Raw genomic sequence first — 23,024 nt, 5'->3', positions numbered from 1 at the left:
AAAAGAAAAAGTGTGTTACTTTAAACTCATGAAAGCGAGCTGCGGGCGGGAAGGGGGCGAACGGGATGCGGGGCATATCCGAATTGCGGCAGAAGCAGCGGCGGGAGGCCGCCGCGCGCCTGACCTCCCCCGCACACATCCTCCAGAACCGCTTTGAGGAGCATCAGAGCATCGAGGGTTATTTCGAGGACCGGACGGTGCCGGACTTTCTGGGCTGCGACCGGCTGTGGAAGTGGGACACCCTCTACGGCACCGTCCAGATGGGCTACGACCCCAAGCGGGGCCAGAGCTTCCTCTTCGCGAACATCAAAACCTCGATCTTCGACACGGCCGCGAGCCAGGAGCAACGCAAGATGAACGACCGCCAGCGGATGAGCCAGCTCAAGACCGGCAACCAGAACCGGGCGTTTTCCGCCCGGCGGCGGGCCAACAGCTCGGTGCTCCTCTACAAGGCGGAGAACAAGCCCTGGAGCGAGCAGTCGATCCGCCCCTACTTACAGCGGCAGAGCCTGGAGGCCCTCCAGAAGACGATGCCCTTTTTGAACGCCGCGCAGGAGCGGACGGAGCGCAGAGGCCTGCTGGCAAGGGACCGGGCGCTCTCCGCGGCGGAGCGGGATGTCCGGGGGCCGGAACGCGCGGGGGTGCGGGCCGAGCGGCGGGAGCTCTCCCGGGAGCTCGACTTCCTCGGTTCGATCGTCCGGCGCAAGCAGGCGCAGTCGCGCGGGTTCTTCCGCAAGCTCAACATCGCCTTCGACCTGCAAAAGCAGAAGATGTTTGAATACTACCGCGGCCGGATCGCCGCACGCCGCCTCGAGGCGGAAAACCTGACGCCCGAGACCCCGGAGAAGGATGAGAAGAAATGACCTTTGAGACAGCCGACCGCGAACCGCTGCAGGCCGTCCTCGCGCTGGGAAAACGCTGCGACGGGGGCGAAATTCTCCGCGCCCCGCAGGGCTTTGCGGAGGACGGGGCGTTCGGCCGTGTGTGCGCCGCCTTCGGACTGGACGCGCGCGAGACCGCCGCGTTCGCCTGGTGCCTCTACCGCGCCGCCTGCCTGCGGCCCTTCCCGGAGCCCCGGGAGCTGGCCGCGCTGTGCGCTGCGGAGGGCGGCGCGCCCGCGCCGCTGCCGTTGCTCTTCTCCCCGGAGGCGGGCGGCCTTCTGCGGACAGCCTGCGAATGCGCGTTCGGCCAGGAGCCGCGGCTTCCCGCCTGGGTGCGGCCGATCGCGCCGCCCGTCGGCGAAAGCTACCACGGCGGCGCGCTCCCGGCGGCGCTGGACGCCTTTCTGGAGCGCTGCTCCGCCGGGGAGGACCTCGTCCCGGCGATGGCCTGCCTGACGGGCGGGCCCGGAACGGGGAAAAAATATCTTCTGAACGAATGCTGTTTCCGCCGGGGCTGCGGGCTGCTCGCGGCCGACTGCGCGGCGATTGGCACGGAGGACCTCCCGGAACTGGCGGGGCTGGCGCTGCTCTTCGACGCGCTCGTCTGCCTCGACCGGTACGAGGACGCCCACGCGCCGCTGGCCGAGGGGCTGTTCCGGTGGTTTTCGCTGGTCCTGTGCAGCGCGCGGACGCCGGTTTCGGCGCCGGAGGGCTGCCGGGCGTTTTTTGAGCGGGAGGTCCCGCCGCCCGCCGCCCCCGAACGCCTGCGGGCGATGCGGGAGCTTTTCCCCGGACAGCCGGAGGCGGAGCTCTCCCGCGCCGCGTCCCTCTGCCGCGCCCCGGTGGGCGCGCTCGTGAAGGCCGCAGCCCGGCTGCGGGCCGAGACGGCCGCGGGCGGGCCCGGGGACCTGCGGGAGGCCCTGCGCCGTGAAAACGGGCAGGCGCTCAACCAGAGCGCCCAGCGGATCCAAAACCGCAAGCGGATGGAGGACCTCGTGCTCCCGCCGGAACAGAAGCGCCAGCTCGAAAGCCTCTGCGCGTTCGCCCGGGGACGGGAGACCGTCTGGAAGCGCTGGGGGTTCGCGCGCACGATCCCCGGCGGTCAGGGGCTGACCGCCCTCTTCTACGGCGCGAGCGGCACCGGCAAGACGCTGGCCGCCTCGGTGGTCGCGGACGAACTGGGACTGCCGCTCTACCGGGTGGACCTCTCCCAGCTCATCAGCAAGTACATCGGGGAAACCCAGAAAAATATCGGCAGAATCTTCGACGCGGCGGAAAACGCCGACTGCATCCTCTTTTTCGACGAGGCGGACGCCCTCTTCTCCCGGCGGACCGAGGCGGCCGACGCCCAGGACCGCTACGCCAACGCGGAAATCGCCTATCTTTTGCAGCGCACCGAGCAGTATGACGGCATCATCCTGCTGGCAACCAACCTGCTGCAGAACTTCGACGAGGCGTTCCGGCGGCGGATCGGCTTCATGATCCGCTTCCCCACGCCCGACGAGGCGATGCGGGAGGCGCTCTGGCGGGGGATCTTCCCGGAGGAGGCCCCGCTCTACGATATCGACTATCCGCTCCTGGCCAGGGAGCTGGAGCTGACCGGCGCGGGAATCCGCGCCTGCGCCCTCAACGCCGCTCGCATGGCGGCGGCAGAAAACGGAGAAATCAACCTGGAGCGGCTCTGCCGGGCCGCCCGCGAGGAATACCAAAAGCTTGGAAAAACCTTCCCGGCACGGTTCGGGCAGAGGTTCCCCACAGGAAAGGAGCTGGACGGATGAACTTTTGGAAACGGACTTTCGCGACGCTGGCGGCCTTTGCCATCCTGCTGGGGGCCGTCCCGGAGCTGCCCGCGCCGCTGGCGGCGCCCGTCTTTGCGGCGGACGAGGATACGGAGGCCGTGGGCCCAAATGACAAAACCGCCTTTCTGGTGACCCTCTCGGACGGAAAGACCGAAGAAACCTGGTCCCTCAACGATGTCCGCCGCGGCTGGCGCCAAGAGAACGGTTCGGCGGCAACTTACACCAAGGCGGTACAACAGAAAAATATCGAGGCAAGCGGAAGCGAGCTGAAGGGGCTCGAAATTGAGGGTAAGACGGCGCGCTCCATTTCCGCGGAAATCGACGGAGCCGGCAAGACCATCACGCTGGCGGACGGCACCGAGCTGTCGCCCGAGACGGGTCGGTATTCGGCCGGTCTCTTCCCTTACGTCGAAGGCGGCAGCCTCAAAAACATCACGGTCCTGCTAGAGGGCGGGGTTTTTTATATCCAGCCCGCTTCCCCCAGCATCGGCCAGGCGGTCTACCACGCGGGCATCCTCGTGGGGGAGATATACGGCGGCAACATCAAAAACTGCGCCGTCGTCAGCAGGGTGAAGACCGGAAGCCTGGAAATCCGTAACGTTTCGATGGGCCTGGGCTCCTACAGCGTCGGCGGTCTCGCCGGGTGGGCCCACGGCGGCACGTCCATCGACGGATGCTATTCCGACGCCGACGTCTACGCCGGTCTGGGAAGCGGCAACATCTCCGGCACCTACAAGTATGTGGGCGGCCTGGTGGGCCTGATGGGCGACAGCAGCACCGCCGTGAGCAACTGCGCCTACTACGGACAAAAAGTCTATGTCTACGACTTCGACCCAGAGAGGTGCCCCAGCATCTCGAGGCGTTCCGCCTCGGCGGGCGCCCTGGCCGGCGGCACAGAGGGCGGCGCGGGGCTCCAGAACAGCTACGCCCACAAGGGCGCCGTGCGGATTTACGACATCCAGGAGGGGAACGGCGGCACCGATATTCGGAATACGATAAATGACCTGGGGAACCGTACAAATCCCCTCTCGGGATTTCCCGCCGTCATCGGCGGCGGCGCGGCAGGCACCGTGGCGGGCAACACCGCCGCCGGCTTCAGCAGCGTTTACAGCCAATTCACCTGCCATGTCAACTCAAACGGCCTCAGTTATGACGGCAAGACCGGCACGACGGCCACCGCCTCGAGGCTCGGCGCCTCGTGGATCGACGTGAACACCAGCATCCCCAACCTGAAATGGCTGGTCGGAAGCGGCGCGCCCGAGGTCAAGGTGACGGGCAGCCCCTGGCCGCCCACCGTAGCCATCACCCCCTACCCCGTGGCGGGCAACGACTGGCGGTTCGACGCGTCGGTCCCGGTCATGGGCACAATGCCCACCGCCAACCCGCCCGCAGGCATCACCATCGATTCCTCGGCGGGCATGGCCGGGGTCGTGGTCGTGCCGCACGGCGTGGCGGGCAAGGACGACTTTTACGCCGGGCTGACCTACGACTTTGTCGCCCGGCTGTCGGGCGTCACGTCCACGGACGGGTTCCGCGTGAACTGGAGCGCCGGGCCGGAGCCCGCCGCAACGGCCGACGGCGCGCTCGCGATCCCGGCGGAATCCGCCGGGAAAGCGGTCACCGTCACCGCCGCCGCGGTCAGCACCGCGAGCGGTTCCACGGTCGGTACCGGCAGCTATTCCTTTACGCCGAAGGCCGGCGACCTGAAGGTCACCAGCACCGCCGAAGAGGTGGAGCCCGGCGGGAGCGTCGGGGTCGGCGCGGAAGTCACCTCCGGGCTGCCGGAGGGATGGGACGTCGTCTTTTCGGTCGAGGGAAAGCCCGGCACTGAAGTGACAAAGGAGGGCGGCGGATACCTGCTGAACGCCGCGCCGGACGAAACGGGGACGGGCGGAAAGCTCACCGTCACCGCCACGGCTGAAAATGCCGGCTTCCCCGGCGTGCGGCTGACCGCCTCCAAAGAGATCACGCTGAAAGAAAAGGCCCCCGGCCCGGAATATGCCGACGAACTGCAGCTGGCTCCCGCCGAAGGCGGCTCCGGCGGCAGCAGAGAGCTCCTCCCCGGGCAAAAGGTAAAGCTTTCGGTGACGGCCCCCACGGTACCGGAGGGCGCGGTCCCCGGCGCGCTTTCCACCACGGCCTGGTCGGGCGGCGGCCTTGACGGCGCCACGGGCGCGAGCGTGGAATATACCGCGCCCGCGGACGGCGTCAGCGGCACGGTTACGATCACGGCCACTCTGAAGGTCGGCGCCGGCACGGAGGACGCACCCGGAGAGGTCGACTATACCGCGGTCTTTTCCATCACCGCGAAGACGCCGGACACGCCGGACACGCCCACCGCCGGCAGGGTAACCGTGACGGTCCCGTCGCCGGACCGGCTCGACGGAAGCGGCAAGCACGTCGAGGCGGGGGATCCCGGCGGGCCGGTCCGCAACCACTATACGCTGACCTTCAACGCGCACACGGTGTCCGACAGGGACAACAAAACCGTCATGGACGTGCTTGCGTTCTATAAGTACCAGTTCGTCAAGGCGAATGCGAACGTGAATGAGAGCGGCTTTGCCGAGAGCGAAAAGGACGACAACGTCACCGACCTTTCGGGCAGCGCGGAGACCGGGATCGGCTTCTCTCTGAAGGACCCCGCGGCGGATAACGCCGTCTATCTTAAGCTCTATATCGATGGGGACAACGCCAGCCGCACAAGGGGCGGGGTAGTCGTCTACAAGGTCCCGCTCGCGTCCTGGAGCACCGCGCTCCCGCCGGAGCCCGGCTGGACCGCCGACGAGGGCAAGCCGGTCGGCAGCTATACGGCCTCGGTGAACCCGTACAAACCGGACCACACGCCGGAAGGGGCGGAAAGTCCGACCGCGATGGACCTTTCCAGGCTGGAGTATCTGGATTCGAGGGATTCCACCAGCCATACCGGCTTCACGGAAAAGGACCTCGTCTCCGGGAAAGACATCGAGATCACCAACGTGCGGCTCTCCAGGGTCCCCTTCGACGCCCTCTATGAGGAGTATTTCCTCCCGTCCGGTTCGGGCAGCGGCAATTCGGGCGGCAGAACCAACCCGCCGGTCTTTTCGACCGGCAAGGACGGGATCATCGACGAATCGATCGGCATCGTCATCACGGTGCCGGGGGAGCCGGACGCCGTCATCCGCTACACCACCTCAGTCGTGGACGAGGGCGAGAACTTCACGGACCCGACCAGGGACACCGGCACCGTCTACGCCGGGCCGATCCCCTTCCCCACGGACAAGACGACCTTCGGCATCAAGGCGATCGCGACCGCGGGGGATAAGCTGCCCAGCACGGTGTCGTATATCCGCTACAACTCCACGACCAACATCGGCAGGCCCGACCCGCCGGAGCTCAGGCTGAACGGGCTGGCCTTCGACCCGGCCATGACCTATCCCTCCGGAAGCAAGATCCATTTCACCCACCCCTTCCTGGGGAAGGGCGCCGTCCGCTTCACCATCGACGGAAGCACCCCCACCGAGGCGAACGCCAAGGAGTACAACGAGCAGGAGCCGCTCGACCTGCCCGGCGACTACGCGGTGGTGACCATCCGGGCGTATTTCAAGCGAACGGACGTGCCCGATAAGGTGAGCGACACCGTCAGCTTCCCCGTGCGCGTGCGCCAGGCACTGGGCGGTCCGGCCGCGAGCGTCAATCCCAACACGTCGGTGACCAACGGGCAAAGCCTGTTGCTCACCCTTTCGGACAAGACGCTCGAACAGCTCGACAGCAACTATGGGACCTCCGGCGCCTTTTTGCAGCGGGTGACCTATCACGCCGCCGACGGGCTTCATGACAGCGGCGGCCGGCTGCTGACCGATCTTGTCATGCAGGATTCCGGTTCCGAAAACGACGCCTCCATCTCGCTGGACCGCGCCAGCGACGCCCCGCAGGACGGGGCCGAGTACATCAACTGCATCCTGACCCTCGACAATTTCGCCATGCCCACCCTGCAGTATGTCATGGGGGACGAGGATCCGATCGCGGCGGGCACCGCCTATTCCTACGGACTGCGGACGGTCACCAGCACCACCGACGACACGGGCGCCACGGCCTACACGGTCAGCTATCGCAATCCCCAGACGATCACACTCGAGGGGGAACCCAAGCAATCCGTCACCGTGAAGGCGGCGGTGCTCACCAAGAGCGAAACCTATGACAACAGCGCGGTTTCCACCTTCCTCTACCGGCTGCTAGACCGGACGGCGGCGCCCGAGGCGTCGCCGAAGCCTCCGGACGACGAGGCGCTCGAGCTGCGGCCGGACGAGACGATCAAGCTGTCCAGCAAGACCGCCGGCGCAAGCATCTACTACACCGACGACGACACTCCGCCCGCCCTGAAGGCGGACGGCACTCCGGACGGCACCACCAGGCTCTACGACCCGAAGACCGGCATCCCCATGAACAAGGACGCCCTCACCTTCTACATCATCCGGGCGTTCGCGGTCACCCCGGGCTACGACCAGAGCGAGGTCGCGGTCTTCCGCTACCAGCTTCCCGCGCGGGTGCAGGCGGTGCTGGCCAGCCCGGACGACGGCGATGAAATCGTGAAGGGCACCAAGGTCACCCTCACCTGCACCACCAGGGACGCGACCATCTATTACACCACCAACGACAGCACGCCCGAGCCCTACAAGAGCCCCGTCTACTCCTCCCCCATCCAGATCGACGAGGACACGGTCATCCGGGCCATCGCCGAGAAGAACGGGATGCAGAGCGCCGAGGCGGTCTACGACTACGAGGTGGCGGGCACCCTGAAGAAGCCCTCCTCCTCGCTCGACAGCGGCTCGGTGGTCTACAAGGGCACCCGCATCAGGCTTTCCGGCAAGGAGACGATCGCCTACACGGTGGACGGCAGCGATCCCAAGGCCATCCTGAAGGAGGACGACAAGAAGGACTCCTCCGGCGGCGGCACCACCATCACCGTGACCACGGGCGAAAAGGAGAAGGACGACCAGGTGCTCTACGGCGAGAACGTGGTGATCGACGCCGACTTCGGGGAATCGGTGACCGTAACCGCCTTCTGCTACGGCGGCGGCAAGACCCCCAGCGAGACGTCGACCTTTACCTACACCATCTGTGAAAAGGAGGACTACCTGACGGCGGTTCCCCCGGCGGGCAGCGTCCTGCGGCCGGACGACTCGGTGACCCTCACCACCTCGCTCACCGACGGCATGATCTTCTACACGGTCGGCGGCGACGCGCCCGACGTGCGTTCCTCCGGAAGCAGCTACCGCCACTCGGCGCGGGGCGACGCCGTCGAGGGCAGCACCGTGCCGGTGGAGGGAGAGCCCGGCAGCACCTTCACCATCCGGGCCACGGCGGTGCAGGACGGCGGCGACGGCGGCACCACGGTCGTCTTCTCCTACCAGATCGCCGAGCGCACCCCCGCGCCCACCGCGTCGATCCCCTCCGGGGCGGTCACGCTCGACGGCGCGGCGGTGGTCCTCACCGTCAAGGAGGGCGACATCTTCTACACGACCGACGGCGCCGACCCCACCACCTCCAGCACCCTTTACACAGGCCCCATCTCCGTCACCGGCTCGATGGTACTCAAGGCCGTCGCCGTCGCGGAGGGCAAGGAGCCCAGCGAGATCGTCCAGTACGTCTACACCCACGCCGGCCAGACGGCCGCGCCGGTGATGAGCGTGCCGGGCGGCGAGATCGAGCAGGGCACCAAGGTGGAGCTGAAAACCGAGACGCTCGGTGCGGTCATCTACTACACGACCGACGGCACCGAGCCCACCGAGCAGAGCATGACCTACACCGCCCCGGTGACCATCATGCGGCCGGTGACCCTCAAGGCGAAGGCGGCGCTGCCCGGACTCCACGACAGCGTGGTGAACGCCGCCACCTACACCGTCTTCGAACCGGAAAAGCCGGAAACCGAAAACGAAGCCGATAAGCTGCTGCGTCTGGAGACCGATCGGCTGGCAAGCCGCCGGACCTATTCGGACGAGACCGCCGGGCCGAGCTTCTCCGACGTCGTGCTCGTGGATACCCAGTTCAACGCCGTGCTCTCCGCACCGGACGGGAGCGTCCCCGGGGACGCCCGGCTGGTGATCCGCAGGGTGGAGCCCTCGAGGAAGGAGCGGCAGGCGGTGCAGACCCAGTTCGGCTACGCCATCGTCTCCGCCTTTGAGGTGACGCTCGAACGCGGCGGCGAGGAGATCGGGCTCTCCGGCGAGGCCGAGCTCGGGCTTCCGGTCCCCGCGGACTACCAGAACGGCGTGGTCATGATCTGCCGGCTGGCCGAGGACGGGTCGGTGGAGGCCTGCGACACCCGGCGTTCCGGCGGGATCGCCTACGCCATGCGCGACCATCTTTCCAAATACGCGATCATCGTCCCGGAAGCGGCCGCCGCCATGAGCGGGGGCGCGCGCTCCGGTCTCCCATGGGCGCTCGGCGGCCTGGCCGCATCCGCGGCCGCGGCCGGGATCGTCCTGGCGGCGCTCCGCCGGAGAAGGAAAAAACAGCGGAGCGAGGATTTACCGGAGGCCTGACGGCCGCGGGGTCCGCTTCCAAATCTATAGAGAAAGCAGGTCGATCGGATGCAAAACCGCAGGTATTTTCCGTTTGAACGGAACTCCTTTTATCCCGGCAAGCTGCTCACCGCCCGCGACTTCGAGGCGGAGCAGCGGTACATGAACGACAAGCGGCGCCTCATGAACCGGCTCTTCGGCGGCAGCGGCATCGTGGCCGGCCTGGGGGTCATCATGGCGGACGACGCCTCGGTGATCCTGCAGGCGGGCTGCGCGCTCGACGCCAGCGGCCGCGAGATCGTGGTGCCGGAGACCCGGGTCATCAAGCTCCCCACTGTGGAGGGCTACGACCGGCTCACCTCCAACTGCGCCTACCTCGGCATCTCCTACGGGGAGACGCCGGAGGAGGAGGTCTACTCGGTGATGAGCGACGAGAACGGCGCGCCGCGCTTCAACAAGCTGGCGGAGGGCTACAAGCTCACGCTGACGGACGAGTCGATGGCCGCCAGGGTGCCGCGGGAGCTGGACGAATTTGTCAACCGCGTGGTTATTTACGCCGCCGAGGACGTGGAGGCCGCGCTGCTGGTTCCCGCCTGCCTGCCCAGGGAGAGCGCGCTGCGGGTGCGCTTCACCATCACCCGCCAGACGCCCGGCACCGGGGAATACGCCTTCTCCTGCCGGCTCGGGGCCCCGGGCTTCCAGACCGGGAGCGGGGCGGCGCTGGACATTTCGGCGGACAAGGTGAAGCTCTCCCACGGAGAACAGCGGTCCTTCGACTATCTGCTGCGCCCGGAGCCCTACCTGTGGGGCGGCGGCGCGGTGACGCTGGCCGTGGAGAACTTCGCGATCCGCCGCGGCGACGAGGAGTTCACCCTCAACCGCCGGATGGAAGCGGTGGTCAAGCCGGTGGACCAGACGCTCGACGCCTTTTACCTCTCGGCCTGCTACGGCAGGCCGATGGATAAGCAGCTCACCGAAACGTTCGACGAGCGGCTCTGGATCGCGAAGCTGCTGCTCCTGCGGCGCGGAAGCTCGATCATCGTCGACCGGGTGCTGCCGCCGCCCTTTGGCCAGTACAGCTACAACGCCCAGCAGCTCATGCTGCTGCGGGAGCTGGAGGAATACTACCCCGCGCCGCGCGGGGAGGCGGAAGCCCCGCCCGCCGGCCGGACGGCGGAAGCCCCGGCCGTATCGGCCCCCGAGCCCGGCGGGCTGCGCAGCACCGCCTGCGGCGTCTTCAACCTCTCGCTGGGGCTGGGCGCGGACCAGAAGGGTCCCGCCTTTTCGGAGGAGATCATGCACGGGCTCGGCAAGGGCCCGGTCTACGTGGACGTCGGGGTCGAGTACATCGACGCGGCCTCCGAGCCGGACGGCAGCGGCGAGATCCTGCTGGGGAACGTCTCCCTCTTCAAATCGGACGCGCCCGCGGGCGGCGAGGAGCGGATCTACAACCTCTCCACCGCCGTCAAGGTGCTTCCGGAGCGCGGCACCTTCGTCGTGGCGGTCAACCTCGAGAAGCCGACCGGGCTCATCAGCCTGCGGATCCGCTGGTTCGCCTTCCGGCTCGGGGAGCTCTCCAAGCAGCTCAAGCCGCAGGACAGGGGCGAACGGATGCTGATGCTCAATCCCGATACGATTGTGCTGGCGCCGAAGGCCGCCGCCCACCTCTCCCCCGTCTTCGTGAACATGCCCAGCGAGGCCTGCACCTTCCGGGTGATGGATCCCGAGGGCGGCACGGTGGACCAGAACGGCCTCTACACCGCTCCCGCCAGGGAGGGCGCCTATGAGGTCCGGGTGGAGGCGGTCAGCGATCCGACCATCTATACCCACGCGTTCATGATCGTCACACAGAAGAAAAAGGAAGAATAGCGGCTTTGCCGCCGTGTTGAAAGGGGGCCAGGCGGACCGTGTCGGAATTACTCAGCATGCGGCTGGAGCCGGTGCGCACCGTCCTCAAAAACGAGGTGAACGAGATCGCCGTCTGCGTCGATTTGGGACGGCGGACGGGCGTGTTCTACACCATGATCTCGATCACCGAGCCGCGCGTCCGGCTGGGGGTGGCCGCGCTGCTGGCGCAGGGCCTCTTCTCCCAGACGAGCGACTACCTCGGCTCCTATTCCCAGGGGGACCGGCTGAACCTCGTGTTCCTCTACCGGGACGAGAACCTGCTCGAGCGGCAGGGGCCGTTCTACGCCACGAGCTTCGCCCACCGCAAACGGATCGCGCAAAACCTCGTGGTCGCGCTGGCGGAGTCGCAGGTGACCGGGTCCGTCGGGCTGCTGCTGCTCTCGCAGCGCAACCTCAACATCGCCCCCGATCTGACGGTTTACCTCAACTACTTCCTCGACTTCCAGAAGTGGGACCCGGACACGGAGGACAGCCAGTTCTACCGGTATGCCGCGCAGGCGGTCTTCCAGATCCTCTCCCAGGAATATGAGCTGCGGTCGGAGGGACAGTTCGACAGCTACCCCAGCGAGCTGCAGGCCTTCTACAAGAAGGCCGAGACCAAGGGCTTCCTCTCCCACAGCGCGATCCTCGCGGCGCTCAAGGCCATGCCCGACCGGCCCATCGAACTTCGGGTGGGCGTGCGCAGGCTGGCGGGGCGCGCCGGGGATCTGCTGGAATGGGTCAAAAGACGCAGCATGGCCATTTTCGTGGCGGCCCTGGTCCTCGCGACCGTCATCTATGCGGGCTACCAGATCACCCTGCGGCTCTCCTACCGGAGCGCAGCGGAAAAAAACACCGCCTACGCGGGACTTTCCAACATCGGGGACGTCGCGCTCGGCGATGAGACAATTTAAACGAGGGGAGGCTGGCCAATGACCAGGATCTTGCGGGCAATTGTGGTTCTGGCGGCGGCTGCGGCGGCCGTCCTGACGGCCGTGGCCACCGCCGCGGACTACGCCGTCCCGATCGACCGGGTCGCCGGGCTCGCGGCCGCGCCCGAGGGGCGCACCTGCCTCGCCCTGTACGAGGGGGATGCCATCAAAATCCGGCTGGTGGACGCGGAAGGCGTCATGCGCGCGAGCGCGTCGCTGCCCCGCGTGCGGGACGGGCACCTCTATGCGGTGGCCGATATGGACGTCGACGCGGAGGGCGTCCTCTACCTGCTCTGCGACCTCTCCGACCCGGAGAGCGGCGAATACCAGGGGCAGGAGCTCTCCCTCTACGACCCGTCCGCCCTCTTCCGCAAGCGGCTGGCCCGCCACCAGTTCGATCCGCAGCTCCCCATCCGCTACCGCTGGCTGAACGTCCAGAGCTCGCTGGTCCTGATGGCGGTCGACCAGTCGGGAAACGCGCTCATCCGGGAGGCCTACGACCCGGCCTCCCTCTACGGCCGGCAGCCGCCCGCCCCGATGGGAACCCGGAACTATCCGCTCGACGCGGAGGAGGGCATCTGGGAGGCGGTGATCGCCGGGAGCGACGTGGCCTACGCCACCAAGTCGGGCAAGGTCTTCCTGACCGCCGAGGGCGGCGGAGACCCGGTCGAGGTCTACCCGAACCGGGTTCTCACCGAGCTGATGTATCCGCTCTTTCTGGCGCCCCAGGGCGCGGATGAAATCTACATCGGGGAGCAGGAGAGCGGCGACCTTCTCTCGCTCGGCCTGCGCGACGGCGGAACGACCCTCCTCAAGAGCGGCACCGAGCCCTTCTCGGGGGTCAGCGGCTATACGCCGGGAAGCCTGCGCGCGGTGTCGATGACCGACCCGCAGAACTTTTCCGCGCTCGCCCCCAATGCCGACGGCTTCGCGCTGATCACCTCCCAAGACGGGGAGGTCACGGCGGCCGAGAGCCTGCGTCCCTCCCTGGGAGGCCTGGCGCTGAAGGTTCTCTGGACCTTCCTGCGGTATCTGGCGCTCCTGCTGGCCGCGATGCTGCTGGTCTACGGCTTCATCCACCTGCTGGGCCGGGGACGCACGATCCTCGCCAAGCTGATCCTCTCCTCCATCCCGCTGCTGGCGGTGGCACTGGTGGTATTCGGCGTCTTTTCCTACCGCGCCTATTCGGCCGCCATCACGCAGAGCTTTCAGAAGCAGGTAGAGGACGAGGGCAACCTGCTGACCGCCCTCTTCGGCACCGAGAGCTTCGACGAGATCGAATATCCCTACGACTACACGGGCGAGGCCTACGGATACCTGCGCCAGCAGATGTCCACCCGGCCGGTCCATACCGCCACCGCCTACTATGAGCACCAGCAGCTCTATATCGGCGTGGACTTTGAAAACCCCTGCTTCTATCCCTTCGACGTCCGGCTGGACGCCGGCGCACGGGAGCTCTACCTGCAGGCGGCCTATACCGGCCGGGCGCAGTCCGGCGTCCTGGACGACGAAAACGGGCGGCGTCTCGTCAGTGTCACGCCGGTGGGCGGCACCTCCGGGACCGCGGTCTACCTGCTCGAGGCGGGCATCCTGACGTCGAACCTGGACGCATACACCGCGAGCTATCTGCGCACCTACGTGGTGGTTTCGCTCCTCTTCCTGGCGGCGATCGGCGCGCTGCTCACCTTCCTGTTCCGGCGTGTGCTCACCCCCATCCGGCAGATCCGCGCGGGGCTCGAGGCGTTCGCCCAGGGGGACCGGACGGTCCGGCTGGAAACAGCCGTCACCGACGAGTTCTCCGGCATCGTGCGGGTGTTCAACAAGATGGCGGGCGACATCGACGCCCAGCTCTACAGCCTGCGGCGGCAGAGCGAGACCTACTTCCGGTTCATCCCCCAGCGGATGCTCCAGCTGCTCGGCAAGGACAATCTCGGCGAGGTGGAGCTTGGAAGCGGCAGCGGCCGGGAGTGCCCCGTGCTCTGCGCCGACCTGGAGTTTTCCGCCGACGGCCTTTCGCCCGAGCGGGAGCAGGAGCTCACCAACCGCTTCTTCAACCTCCTCAACCGGGCCGCCGACCGCTGCGGCGCGACGCTCATGACCGACAGCGTCAACCTGCACCGGCTGCGGGTGATTTGCCCGGGTGGGGCCGCCGACGCGGTGGAGATCGCGCTGGCGGTGCTCACCGAGGTGGAAAACCTCAACGCCGGGCTGCCGATCAAAAACCGGCTGCGCCCGCTGCTCTTCATCCACAGCACCCGCGTCTACTATGGAATCTGCGGCGACGAGAACCGGCTGGTGCCCGCGCTGCTCTCCGGCGATCTGGACGACCTATCCGGCGGGGCGGCAAAGCTGCGGCAGTTCGGCTGCCGGCTGCTGGTGACCTGCGCGGCCTTTGAGGAGCTTCCGGCGGACCACCGTTACGTCAGCCGGTTCATCGGCTACCCGGAGGGGAAGCGGCGGCAGAACTACGGGCTCTACGACTTTTACGACGCGGCGGCCCCGGAGGTCACCCGCCTGCTCACCGAGACCCGCCCCACCTTCGACAAGGCGATGGCCCTCTACCTCGAAGGGCGCTTCCCGGAGGCGAAAAACCTTTTCGCGCTGGTGCTGCGGGAAAACCAATACGACGACGCGGCGCGCTACTATGTGTTCCGCTGTGAACAGGAGCTCTAGCTCCCTACGGGAGGAAAGCCATGCCCGGATTTTTGGATTCCATGCTCGGCCGGCTCCCGTCCGCTGTGACGGGGCCGTCCCGGAACGCCCTTTCACGCGCCCGGGCGGGGCGGATCCTCGCGGGGCCGCCCATCGCCTCATCCGCCCCCTGAACGAAAGCATCCGCCGCGGGCTGCGGGACAGCCTCAAAAAGCGGCGCTGATGGCCCGAAAAGCCGATAAAAGGAGGAGTCGTTGATGCTGAAGCTGCTGCTGAGCGCGTTCCGCCGGATCGTGACGGCGGTCACCAATCCGTTCCGGATGCTGATCGTCCGCATCCAGCGGATGTTCAACATCAACGTCATCACCGCCAAGCTCGTCCGCCCGCTGACCAAGAAGGTCAAGGCGCTCATCACCCTGCGTCCCCAGACGCGTGAGGACTACTTCGTCATCGGGCGCTGGTGGATCTACAAAAAACTCTTCCTGACCCTTCTGCTGGCGCTCTGCGCGGGGGTATTCATCTATTTCACCATGTTCGCGCCCAAGCTCCCCGCCGCGATGGCGACCGCCGCCTCGGTGGAAACGGACGTCTATTTCAACTACGACGACATGAAGCTGCGGGAGTTCACGGGCGTTGCGAACATCCGGGCGGCCGACGGCTCCGTCGTCTACACGGGCGACGTCGACAAGGGCGTCTGCACCGGGAACGGCACCCTCCGGGACCGCAAGGGCCGTCTGGAGTACCGGGGCGGGTTCGAGCAGAACCAGTTCTCCGGCCAGGGGATCTACTACTACCCGGACGGCAAAAAAAAATATGAGGGCCAGTGGGCCAAGAACCTCTACCAGGGCGAGGGCGTCCTCTACGCCGAGGACGGCGTCACCCAGCTCTACGCGGGCCAGTTCGCAAACGGCCTGTACGAGGGCGAGGGCAAGGCCTGGTCCGCCTCCGGGGTGCTGCTCTACGAGGGCGGCTTCTCGGGAGGGCGGTACCACGGGCAGGGGGTCAGTTATTACCCGGACGGCACCGCCAAATACAAGGGCGAATTTTTAAAGGGGCTCCCGCAGGGCAAGGGCGAGCTCTACAGCGAGACCGGCAAGCGGCTCTACACCGGCGACGTCTACCAGGGAAAAATCAATTACCGCGCGCTCACCGATTACAATTTCGCGGAGATCAAGGCGGCCTTTGCCGAAACGCCGCGCGTCTTTTACACCGACACCGACAGCGCCTTCCTCTTCGAGCAGGCGGGCGTGGTCGTTACCACCGACTGCCGGGTGCGGGTGGACACCTGGGTGCGCCCCGCCGAACAGCGGGACGGCGGCGCCTACTACTACATGCCCGGCCAGTATGGGGAGGCCTCCTCCGGCGAGCTTTACGAATCCGACGGGGCCTCCCCGCCGGACGACTCCTCCGGATGGTGGGCCGCCCCGGACGCGTCCTCCCAGGCGGAGGAGGAGCCTCCCGCCCTCGAAAGCCTGCTTCCCCCGGAGGGGGGCGAACAGCTCGCCGCTTTGCCCGCGGCGCCGGAGGCGGCGCGGCTGACGGCCCTTCAGGTGTTCCCCGCCGGCCCGCCGGCGGCGCAGGTCCTCCCCTCCCCCGTCGGCTCCCCGCTCGCGCGGCAGATGAGCTGGTATGTGGCGGAGGATAACGAGGGGACCTACGCGCCCCCATCCACGGACGGTTCCTCCGCCTCCTCCGACGGCGCCTCCTCCGGCGGCGCGTCTTCCGAAAGCGCGCCGGGGAGCGGTTCCCCCGGGCCGGAACTCCATGAGGACGCGGGTACCGCCGCCTCCTCCGCTCCGGAGCCCCAGGCCAGCCCCTATCCCGATTTCGTGGAGAAGGCCCAGACGCTCTACTTCGAGATCGACACCGACGTGTGGCAGGCCGAGGACACGCTGGACGCCGAAAAGGTGCGGGTGCGCAAAGTCACCGTCTATACCGGCGACATCCCCGCGCCGCCGGAGGGCGCGGTCGAATATGAGGACGACTCCCCGGTGGGACTGGAGGACTGCGTGGCCATCGACCTGCTGCGGCAGAAGCTGCCCACCTCCTTCCCGCAGATCCGCTTCGAGGCGGACCGGCAGAACCGGCTGTTCGTGCGGCTGTGGAACCTCGATTTCGCAAGCAGGATCGACCGCAGGGCCTATCTCAGCGGCGATCTGACCTACCGCTACGCCTACCAGGACCCCGACGACGAAACGCCGCTCTACTTCTCGGTGGAGCGCTGAAAGGAGGGATGAAACGTGGCAGGATTCTCTATTATCTCCGACGTGAGCGCCGGGCTGCTGAAGGCCCTGCGCAAAGGCCTCTGCCCCGAGCCGGTGCAGTCGCCCGAATCGATCCAGCTGGCGAGCCCGGCGGACAAAAACGCGGATTTCCAGCTCGGGCTTTTCCTCTACGACCTCAGGGAGATGGGCGAATACCGCTCCAGCGCCCAGATGGTCCGGCCGGGCAACCGGCGGGAGTTCCCCCCCAGACCGCTGACCCTCTGCTACCTGCTCTTCCTCAACGGAAAGGCGCAGATCGCGGCGGGCGCAGAGGCCGAGCAACGCATCCTGGGGCGCGCGCTCCAGGCGCTGGCGGACGATCCGGCCGTGGGGCTCGCAAGGCTTCATTCCTTCGAAGGCGAGGCGGACGAGGACGCGGCGATCACCTTTTTGAACCTCAGCTTCGACGACAAGAGCAAGATCTGGTCGTCGCTCTCGGTCCCCTACCAGCTCGGGGTCTACTTCTCGGTGTCCCCGGTGCTGCTCTCCTCCACCCGCAGCGAGAGCTTTGTCCGCGTGCGGGAGTCGGAGGTCACGCTCTCGCAGCGTGAAGCTTCGGCCGGAAGGGGGGGAACCCCATGATCCGCCTGACCGTATCATTCGTTCTCCGGCTGCTCGACGACTTCACCGGCTCCGCCTCCGACGGCGGCCACCTGTTTTGGGTGGACGGCCGCGCGGCGCGACCGCAGCGCAAGCCCGGAGGATACTACGTCTTCCTCGAGCCCCGCGCCCCCTGCGAGGTCGTGATCGAAAGCGCCCGCTACAGCCCCCGGACGCTGCGGGTGGACCCCGAGTCGCTGGACGCGGAAGACCCGGTGCTCCCGGTGCGCCTGCTGCGCCGGGGGGACCTCCGGTTCCCCGACTGCGGCCGGTTCGAGGGGACCGCGCCGCCCGGCGTCACGGTGTACGCCTTCGCCCCGGAGGACCCCGCCCTCACCTTCCAAAGCGAAAAGGACGGGGTGCTCACGCTCGGCAGCTACACCGCGAAACCCCTGTGGGGCCTGCGTTTCTCGGTGGGGCAGGGAAACGCGCGCGAGGTGTTCGTCATGGAGGAGAAGCTTCCGGACGGCGGCTACCGCATCCGGCCGGGACTCCGCCGCCGGCATCGGCCGGGCGAACCGGTGGAGCGCGCAAGCGCCTGCCTGAGCGCGGCGGACGGCAGGTTCGCGGTCTGCACCGAGCGCGGCCAAACGGTCCGGGAAGCCCAATATTACGACGAGGAGGCGAAGAAATGGGTGTGCTTGTCTGTGCCGGCGCCCAGATGACCTGCTCCTTCGGGACGGCGCCCTCCGCGCTGGTGGTGCCGCCCGTCAACAAGGTGCTCGCAGGCGCGCCGGCCGCCAACATCATGGATTTCAAACCCAATGCAAACGTCCCGCCCTTCGCCATGTGCAACAGCGTGGCGAATCCGGCCACCAAGCGTCCGCCGCCGGTGCTCTTCACCCCGGCGCCCTGCGTGCCGGTCCCGGCGGGCCCTTGGAAACCCGGCTGTCCCAAGGTGCTCATCGGCGGAATGCCCGCCGTGGACAACACCTGTATGCTCAACTGCGCCTGGGGCGGCGTCATCACAGTGGTAAATCCCGGTCAGACGACCGTCATGGATTAGCGCTACAACATTTTACAGAAAAGGAGGATTGGCCTGAACGCGCTTCGGGCCAGAAAGAACAATGGCTGAGTATTTATCTCCCGGCGTCTACGTGGAAGAATTCGAATCCGGCATGCGGGCGATGGAGGGCGTGAGCACCAGCACGGCGGGCTTCCTCGGACTGGCCGAGCGCGGCCTGGTGAAGGGAACGCCCGAGTACCTCACGAGCTTCGCCGAGTATGTCCGCAAGTTCGGCGGCTATCTGCCTGAGAACGCCTATGGGAAAAACCGCTTCCTGCCCTACGCGGTGGAACAGTTTTTTGCAAACGGCGGCTCCCGCTGCTATGTGATGCGGGTGGCCCCGGAGGACGCCAAGGCGGCGGCCGCCGCCATGAGCTCGGTGGTCATGACCGCGAAGAGCCCCGGCAAGTGGGGCAACGGCATCCGGGTGACCGTGTCGGCCGCCTCCAAGGCGAAGACCCAGGTGCTGGAGATCACCGAGGACGTGGTCACCGCCAGCAAGGCCTACCGGGTCAAGAACGCGGCCGGCTTCGTCCCCGGCGACGTGGTGGCCTTCCAGGACAGGGGGGAAACCGCCGGTTACAACCGCGTGACCAAGATCGATGGGAATTCCCTCTACTTCGAGAACGACTTCGAGCAGGAGGTCGTCGACAAGAACCTGATCCCGCAGAAGCTGCTGGCCACCTGCGAGGCGGACATCGAGGTCCTCTGCGGGGACGCGGTGGAGCTGTTTGAAAACGTCTCCCTCAATCCCCAGAGTCCAGACTCGATCGAAAACAAGCTTTCCAAGAGCGCGCTGGTGGACGTGAAGATCAATCCGATCGAGGAGATCTGCCCGCCCATGCTGGCGCTCGCCGGCAACGCCTCCGCGCAGAAGGCGGTCTTCGCCCTCGCGGGCGGCAGCGACGGGGACGTCCTCAACGTACCGGACGCGGCCTTCATCGGCGGCGGCGACGCGCCGGGCACCCGCACGGGGCTCGCGGCCTTCGAGGAGATCTCCAACGTGAGCATCATGGCGATCCCCGGCATCACCTCGGCGGCGGTGCAGCTCGCGCTCGTCGCCCACTGCCAGAACCTCGCCAGCCGGTTCGCGGTGCTCGACATGCCCTGTGACATGGTGAAGCCCCAGGAGCTCCTCAAGCACCGGGCGATCATCGACAGCGACTACGCCGCCATGTACCATCCCTGGCTCCAGGTCTACGACATGGCCGCCAAAAAGGCCGCCTACATCCCGCCCTCCGGCGCGGTCTGCGGCATCTACGCCCGCAGCGACAACACCCGCGGCGTCCACAAGGCTCCGGCCAACGAGGTCGTCAACAACGCCATGGGTCTGAGCTGCCTCTACAACAAGGGCGAGCAGGACCTCTTAAATCCGGCGGGCGTCAACCTCATCCGCGCGCTGCCCGGCCAGGGCATTCGCGTCTGGGGCGGCCGCACCTGCTCCTCCAACAGTCTGTGGAAATACGTCAACGTCCGGCGGCTCTTCATCTTCCTCGAGGAGACGATCAAGGCCCAGACCAACTGGGCGGTCTTCGAGCCCAACGACGAAGTGCTCTGGCTGCGTGTGCAGCGGACGATCGCCTCCTTCCTGCGCGACATGTACCGTTCGGGCGCGCTGGTGGGCGCCACCGAGGACGAGGCCTTCTTCGTCAACATCGGCCACGACACCATGACCCAGTCGGACATCCTCAACGGCCGCCTCATCTGCGTCATCGGCGTCGCGCCCAGCCGCCCGGCTGAGTTCGTCATCTTCCGCATTACCCAGAACATGCGTGAATGACCCTTCTCCGGCAGGTCCCACATTTGAAACGAAAGGATGGATAGACAGTGGCGATCAATATGTACCCCTTCAAAAAATATAACTACCGGCTGGAGATCGACAGCATCGACGTGGCGGCTTTTTCGGAGGTCAGCGGCTTCGACGCCAGCGTGGACGTCATCGAGTACCGGGAGGGCACCGAGCCCATCAACTCCCCGCGCAAGATGCCGGGCCTCACCAAGTACGGCAACGTTACCCTCAAATGGGGCATGAGCGAGAGCATGAGCTTCTACGAGTGGGTGAGCGGAATCTCCAACGGCACCAAGTCCGCGGCCGAGGACCGGGTGCAGGACGTGACCATCTATCTGCAGGACGACCAGCATAACGACATCGCCAGCTGGACGCTGGTGAACGCGTGGCCCTGCAAGTACACCGCCCCCGATTTCAACGCCTCCTCCAGCGAGATCGCGTTTGAGAGCGTCGAGCTCGCGTTCGAGGAGATGCGCAGGAACCAGTAATCCGCGTGTGTAACGGCCGGGCGGCGCCCTGCGCGCCGCCCGACGAGGAAAGGAGACCGCTATGGACCAGGAATTCCAGACCGAGTTCGAATTCGACCTGCCCAAGGGCTACCTGGACGCGCAGGGGGCGCTCCACCGGCACGGGACCATGCGCCTGGCCACCGCGGCGGACGAGATCCTGCCGCTCCGGGACCCGCGCGTCGTGCAGAACCCCGGCTACCTCACCATCATCCTGCTTTCGCGGGTGGTCACCTCGCTCGGGACCGTCCCCAAGGTGGACCCCCGGGTCATCGAGAAGCTCTATTCGCCCGACCTCGCGTTTTTGCAGAACATGTACCAGCAGGTGAACGCCATCGAGCCGATGATGAACAGCTGCGTCTGCCCCGAGTGCGGGCACAAATTCGAGCAGCCGGTAAATTTTACGGAGGCGGAATAGCGGTCTACCCGGAAACGGAGCTCTACAAGGAGGCCTCCTTTCTGGCCTACTACTACCACTGGGACTACCGGACCGTTATGACGCTGGATCACCGGACCCGCCGGCGCTTCTGCGCCGAGATTTCCGCCATCCACAAGGAGCTGAACAACGCTCCCAAAAACATTTTCGAGGTGTGAGCCATGGCAGCAGCCGATCTCATGATCAACCTGCACCCGGAGCCGATTCCGGTCTACAAATTCAAGGTCTATCTCCAGCTGACCTGCCTGGGGTTCTCCAAGATCACCAACATCGAGGAGTCGGTGGAGACCGAGCCGCTGCAGGAGGGCGGGGTGAACGACCGCGTCTACAGCCTCACCCGGCCGGTCAGCACCGAAAAGACGCTTGTGATGGAGCGCGGCGTGGCCAACCGGGGGTTCCTGACGGCGGCGCTCTCCAGCCAGCTGGAGGTGGGCAACCGCATTCACACCGACATCCTGATCATCGCCTACGACCGCGACGGGACGATCGCAAAGATGTTCGAGGTCCACGGCGCGGTGGTCAAAAAGCTGGCCTTCTCCCCGCTCGACTCGATGAGCAACGAGGTGATGATCGAGACTTTCGAGCTGGCCTACGAGACGCTCAAGTGCCTTGACAAGACGGAGGACGTGCTCGGGAACCTCCAGGGCCTCGCGGGAGTGAATACCTTCGTCTGAGCCAGGCGCGTGAGAAAGGCGGTGAAACGGGATGCTCCTGACGGTCGATACCAGCCTCGGCGACGCGATCCTCGCCCGTTACGGCGGATTTGTCTACAGCATCTCCGACGGAGCGCAGATGCTGCTCCTGCAGCATCCGGACGCCCCCTCCCCTCCCCCGCCCGCCCTCCGGATCACCGAGACCGTCTGGAATATCCAGAACTGCCTCGAGCAGAACAACCTCTTCACCCTGAATCTGAACCTCTCCTTTTTGCAGCGGCTCGTCGCGGCCGCCGCGGCGCCCGCCGCGATGCTCGCGGTCCGGTCCCGGATGCTCACCGAACGGGCGCTCTGGACGCGCGCGCCTTCGGACGGGGAGAGCCGGGTCCTGCAGACGGCCGCTTCGCGGCCGCTGGAGGCCGCGGAGGCGGGGGAAGCGCGCGGCGCGCGCCCCCTGCCGGCGGAAAAGGTCCACGCGGGCATTCTGCCGCCGGCTCTCCCCACACCCGGCCAAGCGGTCGCGCGGATTTTGGCCCTGCGCGGACATACGGCGCTTCTCCCGGCGTCCCCCGGACGCGCGTCCGCGCCTCTCCCGGCCAAAACGGACGGAAAGCCGGGCGGGGAAGCGGCGCCGGGCGGCCGGGAGCGTGAAACCCTCCGGTTCCTGGAGCGCCGGTCGCTCGCGGAGCGCCAGGTCTCCGCCATCCGGCAGAGATTCACGGTCTTCAATCAGGAAAAGCGCGGTCTGGCGGGTTCCCCGCCGGTTCGTCAACATAGATTCCCCCCGGCGGCGCGGGTCCGTCCGGCGCCCCTTTACGATTCCGAAGCGCCGGGGAGGCGGCAGGACGGGACGAACCTGCCGGCGCCGCCGGCGGTCCCGGGATCTCCTCTTCAGCCATTCCGGCAGACGCCTGCGGCTCCCGCCGCCGTGCCGCCCCCGCGGGCGGAACCCCCGACCGGGCGCGGACTGCCCGGGACGCCCCCCGCGTCCCCCCTCCCGGCGGCGCTGCCGCCGGCTGCGGAGCGGCGGGAAGCGCGGGCCGCGCGCCCGGCGGAACTCCCCGCGCCGACGCCCGCCCGCCTGCTATGGCCGCGGGCCGCGTCGGAACCCCCGCAGGC

At 67.0% G+C, this 23,024-nt stretch carries 15 protein-coding genes and 1 pseudogene; all 16 read left to right on the top strand.

The genetic code is table 11. From position 1 onward, the window contains the following. Window positions 1-65 precede the first annotated feature (65 nt). Window positions 66-863 carry a hypothetical protein gene (locus tag ACZO3G_RS00080; protein WP_101552324.1) on the top strand — a complete coding sequence of 266 codons (798 nt, stop codon included), beginning with the start codon at window positions 66-68 and terminating at the stop codon, window positions 861-863. After that, the gene (locus ACZO3G_RS00075; protein WP_276872773.1) at window positions 860-2,659 is read left to right on the top strand and encodes an ATP-binding protein; all 1,800 of its coding nucleotides are present in this window, start codon (window positions 860-862) and stop codon (window positions 2,657-2,659) included. Before ACZO3G_RS00080 ends, ACZO3G_RS00075 begins: the two co-directional genes overlap by 4 nt. After that, entirely contained in the window at window positions 2,656-9,201 is a 6,546-nt protein-coding gene (locus tag ACZO3G_RS00070; RefSeq protein WP_277138597.1) for a chitobiase/beta-hexosaminidase C-terminal domain-containing protein, read from the top strand. The genes ACZO3G_RS00075 and ACZO3G_RS00070 overlap by 4 nt, the downstream gene beginning before the upstream one ends. Before the next feature lie 48 nt (window positions 9,202-9,249). Next, entirely contained in the window at window positions 9,250-11,049 is a 1,800-nt protein-coding gene (locus ACZO3G_RS00065; protein WP_277138598.1) for a hypothetical protein, read from the top strand. A gap of 38 nt (window positions 11,050-11,087) precedes the next feature. Beyond that, window positions 11,088-11,981: a hypothetical protein gene (locus ACZO3G_RS00060; RefSeq protein ID WP_277138599.1), complete on the top strand. Its 894-nt coding sequence runs from the start codon at window positions 11,088-11,090 to the stop codon at window positions 11,979-11,981. A gap of 18 nt (window positions 11,982-11,999) precedes the next feature. Then, window positions 12,000-14,672 carry a HAMP domain-containing protein gene (locus ACZO3G_RS00055; RefSeq protein ID WP_276873300.1) on the top strand — a complete coding sequence of 891 codons (2,673 nt, stop codon included), beginning with the start codon at window positions 12,000-12,002 and terminating at the stop codon, window positions 14,670-14,672. A 236-nt stretch (window positions 14,673-14,908) separates the two neighbouring features. Next, a complete protein-coding gene (locus tag ACZO3G_RS00050) occupies window positions 14,909-16,876 on the top strand; it encodes a hypothetical protein (protein ID WP_276873302.1) in 1,968 nt (655 codons plus the stop codon). 15 nt (window positions 16,877-16,891) lie between these two features. After that, window positions 16,892-17,497 carry a Pvc16 family protein gene (locus tag ACZO3G_RS00045; RefSeq protein ID WP_101552341.1) on the top strand — a complete coding sequence of 202 codons (606 nt, stop codon included), beginning with the start codon at window positions 16,892-16,894 and terminating at the stop codon, window positions 17,495-17,497. Continuing rightward, window positions 17,494-18,180: a hypothetical protein gene (locus ACZO3G_RS00040; protein ID WP_101552343.1), complete on the top strand. Its 687-nt coding sequence runs from the start codon at window positions 17,494-17,496 to the stop codon at window positions 18,178-18,180. Before ACZO3G_RS00045 ends, ACZO3G_RS00040 begins: the two co-directional genes overlap by 4 nt. Next, the gene (locus ACZO3G_RS00035) at window positions 18,147-18,521 is read left to right on the top strand and encodes a DUF4280 domain-containing protein (protein WP_101552344.1); all 375 of its coding nucleotides are present in this window, start codon (window positions 18,147-18,149) and stop codon (window positions 18,519-18,521) included. Before ACZO3G_RS00040 ends, ACZO3G_RS00035 begins: the two co-directional genes overlap by 34 nt. 61 nt (window positions 18,522-18,582) lie before the next feature. Next, window positions 18,583-20,301, top strand: coding sequence for a phage tail sheath family protein (locus tag ACZO3G_RS00030; RefSeq protein WP_276873310.1), 1,719 nt, complete (start codon window positions 18,583-18,585; stop codon window positions 20,299-20,301). Between the two features lie 47 nt (window positions 20,302-20,348). Continuing rightward, window positions 20,349-20,798: a phage tail protein gene (locus ACZO3G_RS00025; RefSeq protein WP_242970871.1), complete on the top strand. Its 450-nt coding sequence runs from the start codon at window positions 20,349-20,351 to the stop codon at window positions 20,796-20,798. A gap of 61 nt (window positions 20,799-20,859) precedes the next feature. Further along, the gene (locus tag ACZO3G_RS00020; protein WP_101552348.1) at window positions 20,860-21,234 is read left to right on the top strand and encodes a hypothetical protein; all 375 of its coding nucleotides are present in this window, start codon (window positions 20,860-20,862) and stop codon (window positions 21,232-21,234) included. Next, complete coding sequence (locus ACZO3G_RS00015; RefSeq protein ID WP_288234397.1) at window positions 21,186-21,410, top strand: DUF6760 family protein; 225 nt, start codon at window positions 21,186-21,188, stop codon at window positions 21,408-21,410. Before ACZO3G_RS00020 ends, ACZO3G_RS00015 begins: the two co-directional genes overlap by 49 nt. A 3-nt stretch (window positions 21,411-21,413) precedes the next feature. Further along, window positions 21,414-21,926, top strand: coding sequence for a phage tail protein (locus ACZO3G_RS00010; protein WP_276873314.1), 513 nt, complete (start codon window positions 21,414-21,416; stop codon window positions 21,924-21,926). A gap of 31 nt (window positions 21,927-21,957) precedes the next feature. Next, window positions 21,958-23,024, top strand: a pseudogene (locus ACZO3G_RS00005) (hypothetical protein); the annotation flags it as partial.

The organism is Anaerotruncus sp., from assembly GCF_057433415.1.
This window is presented reverse-complemented; position numbering and strand designations above follow the sequence as displayed.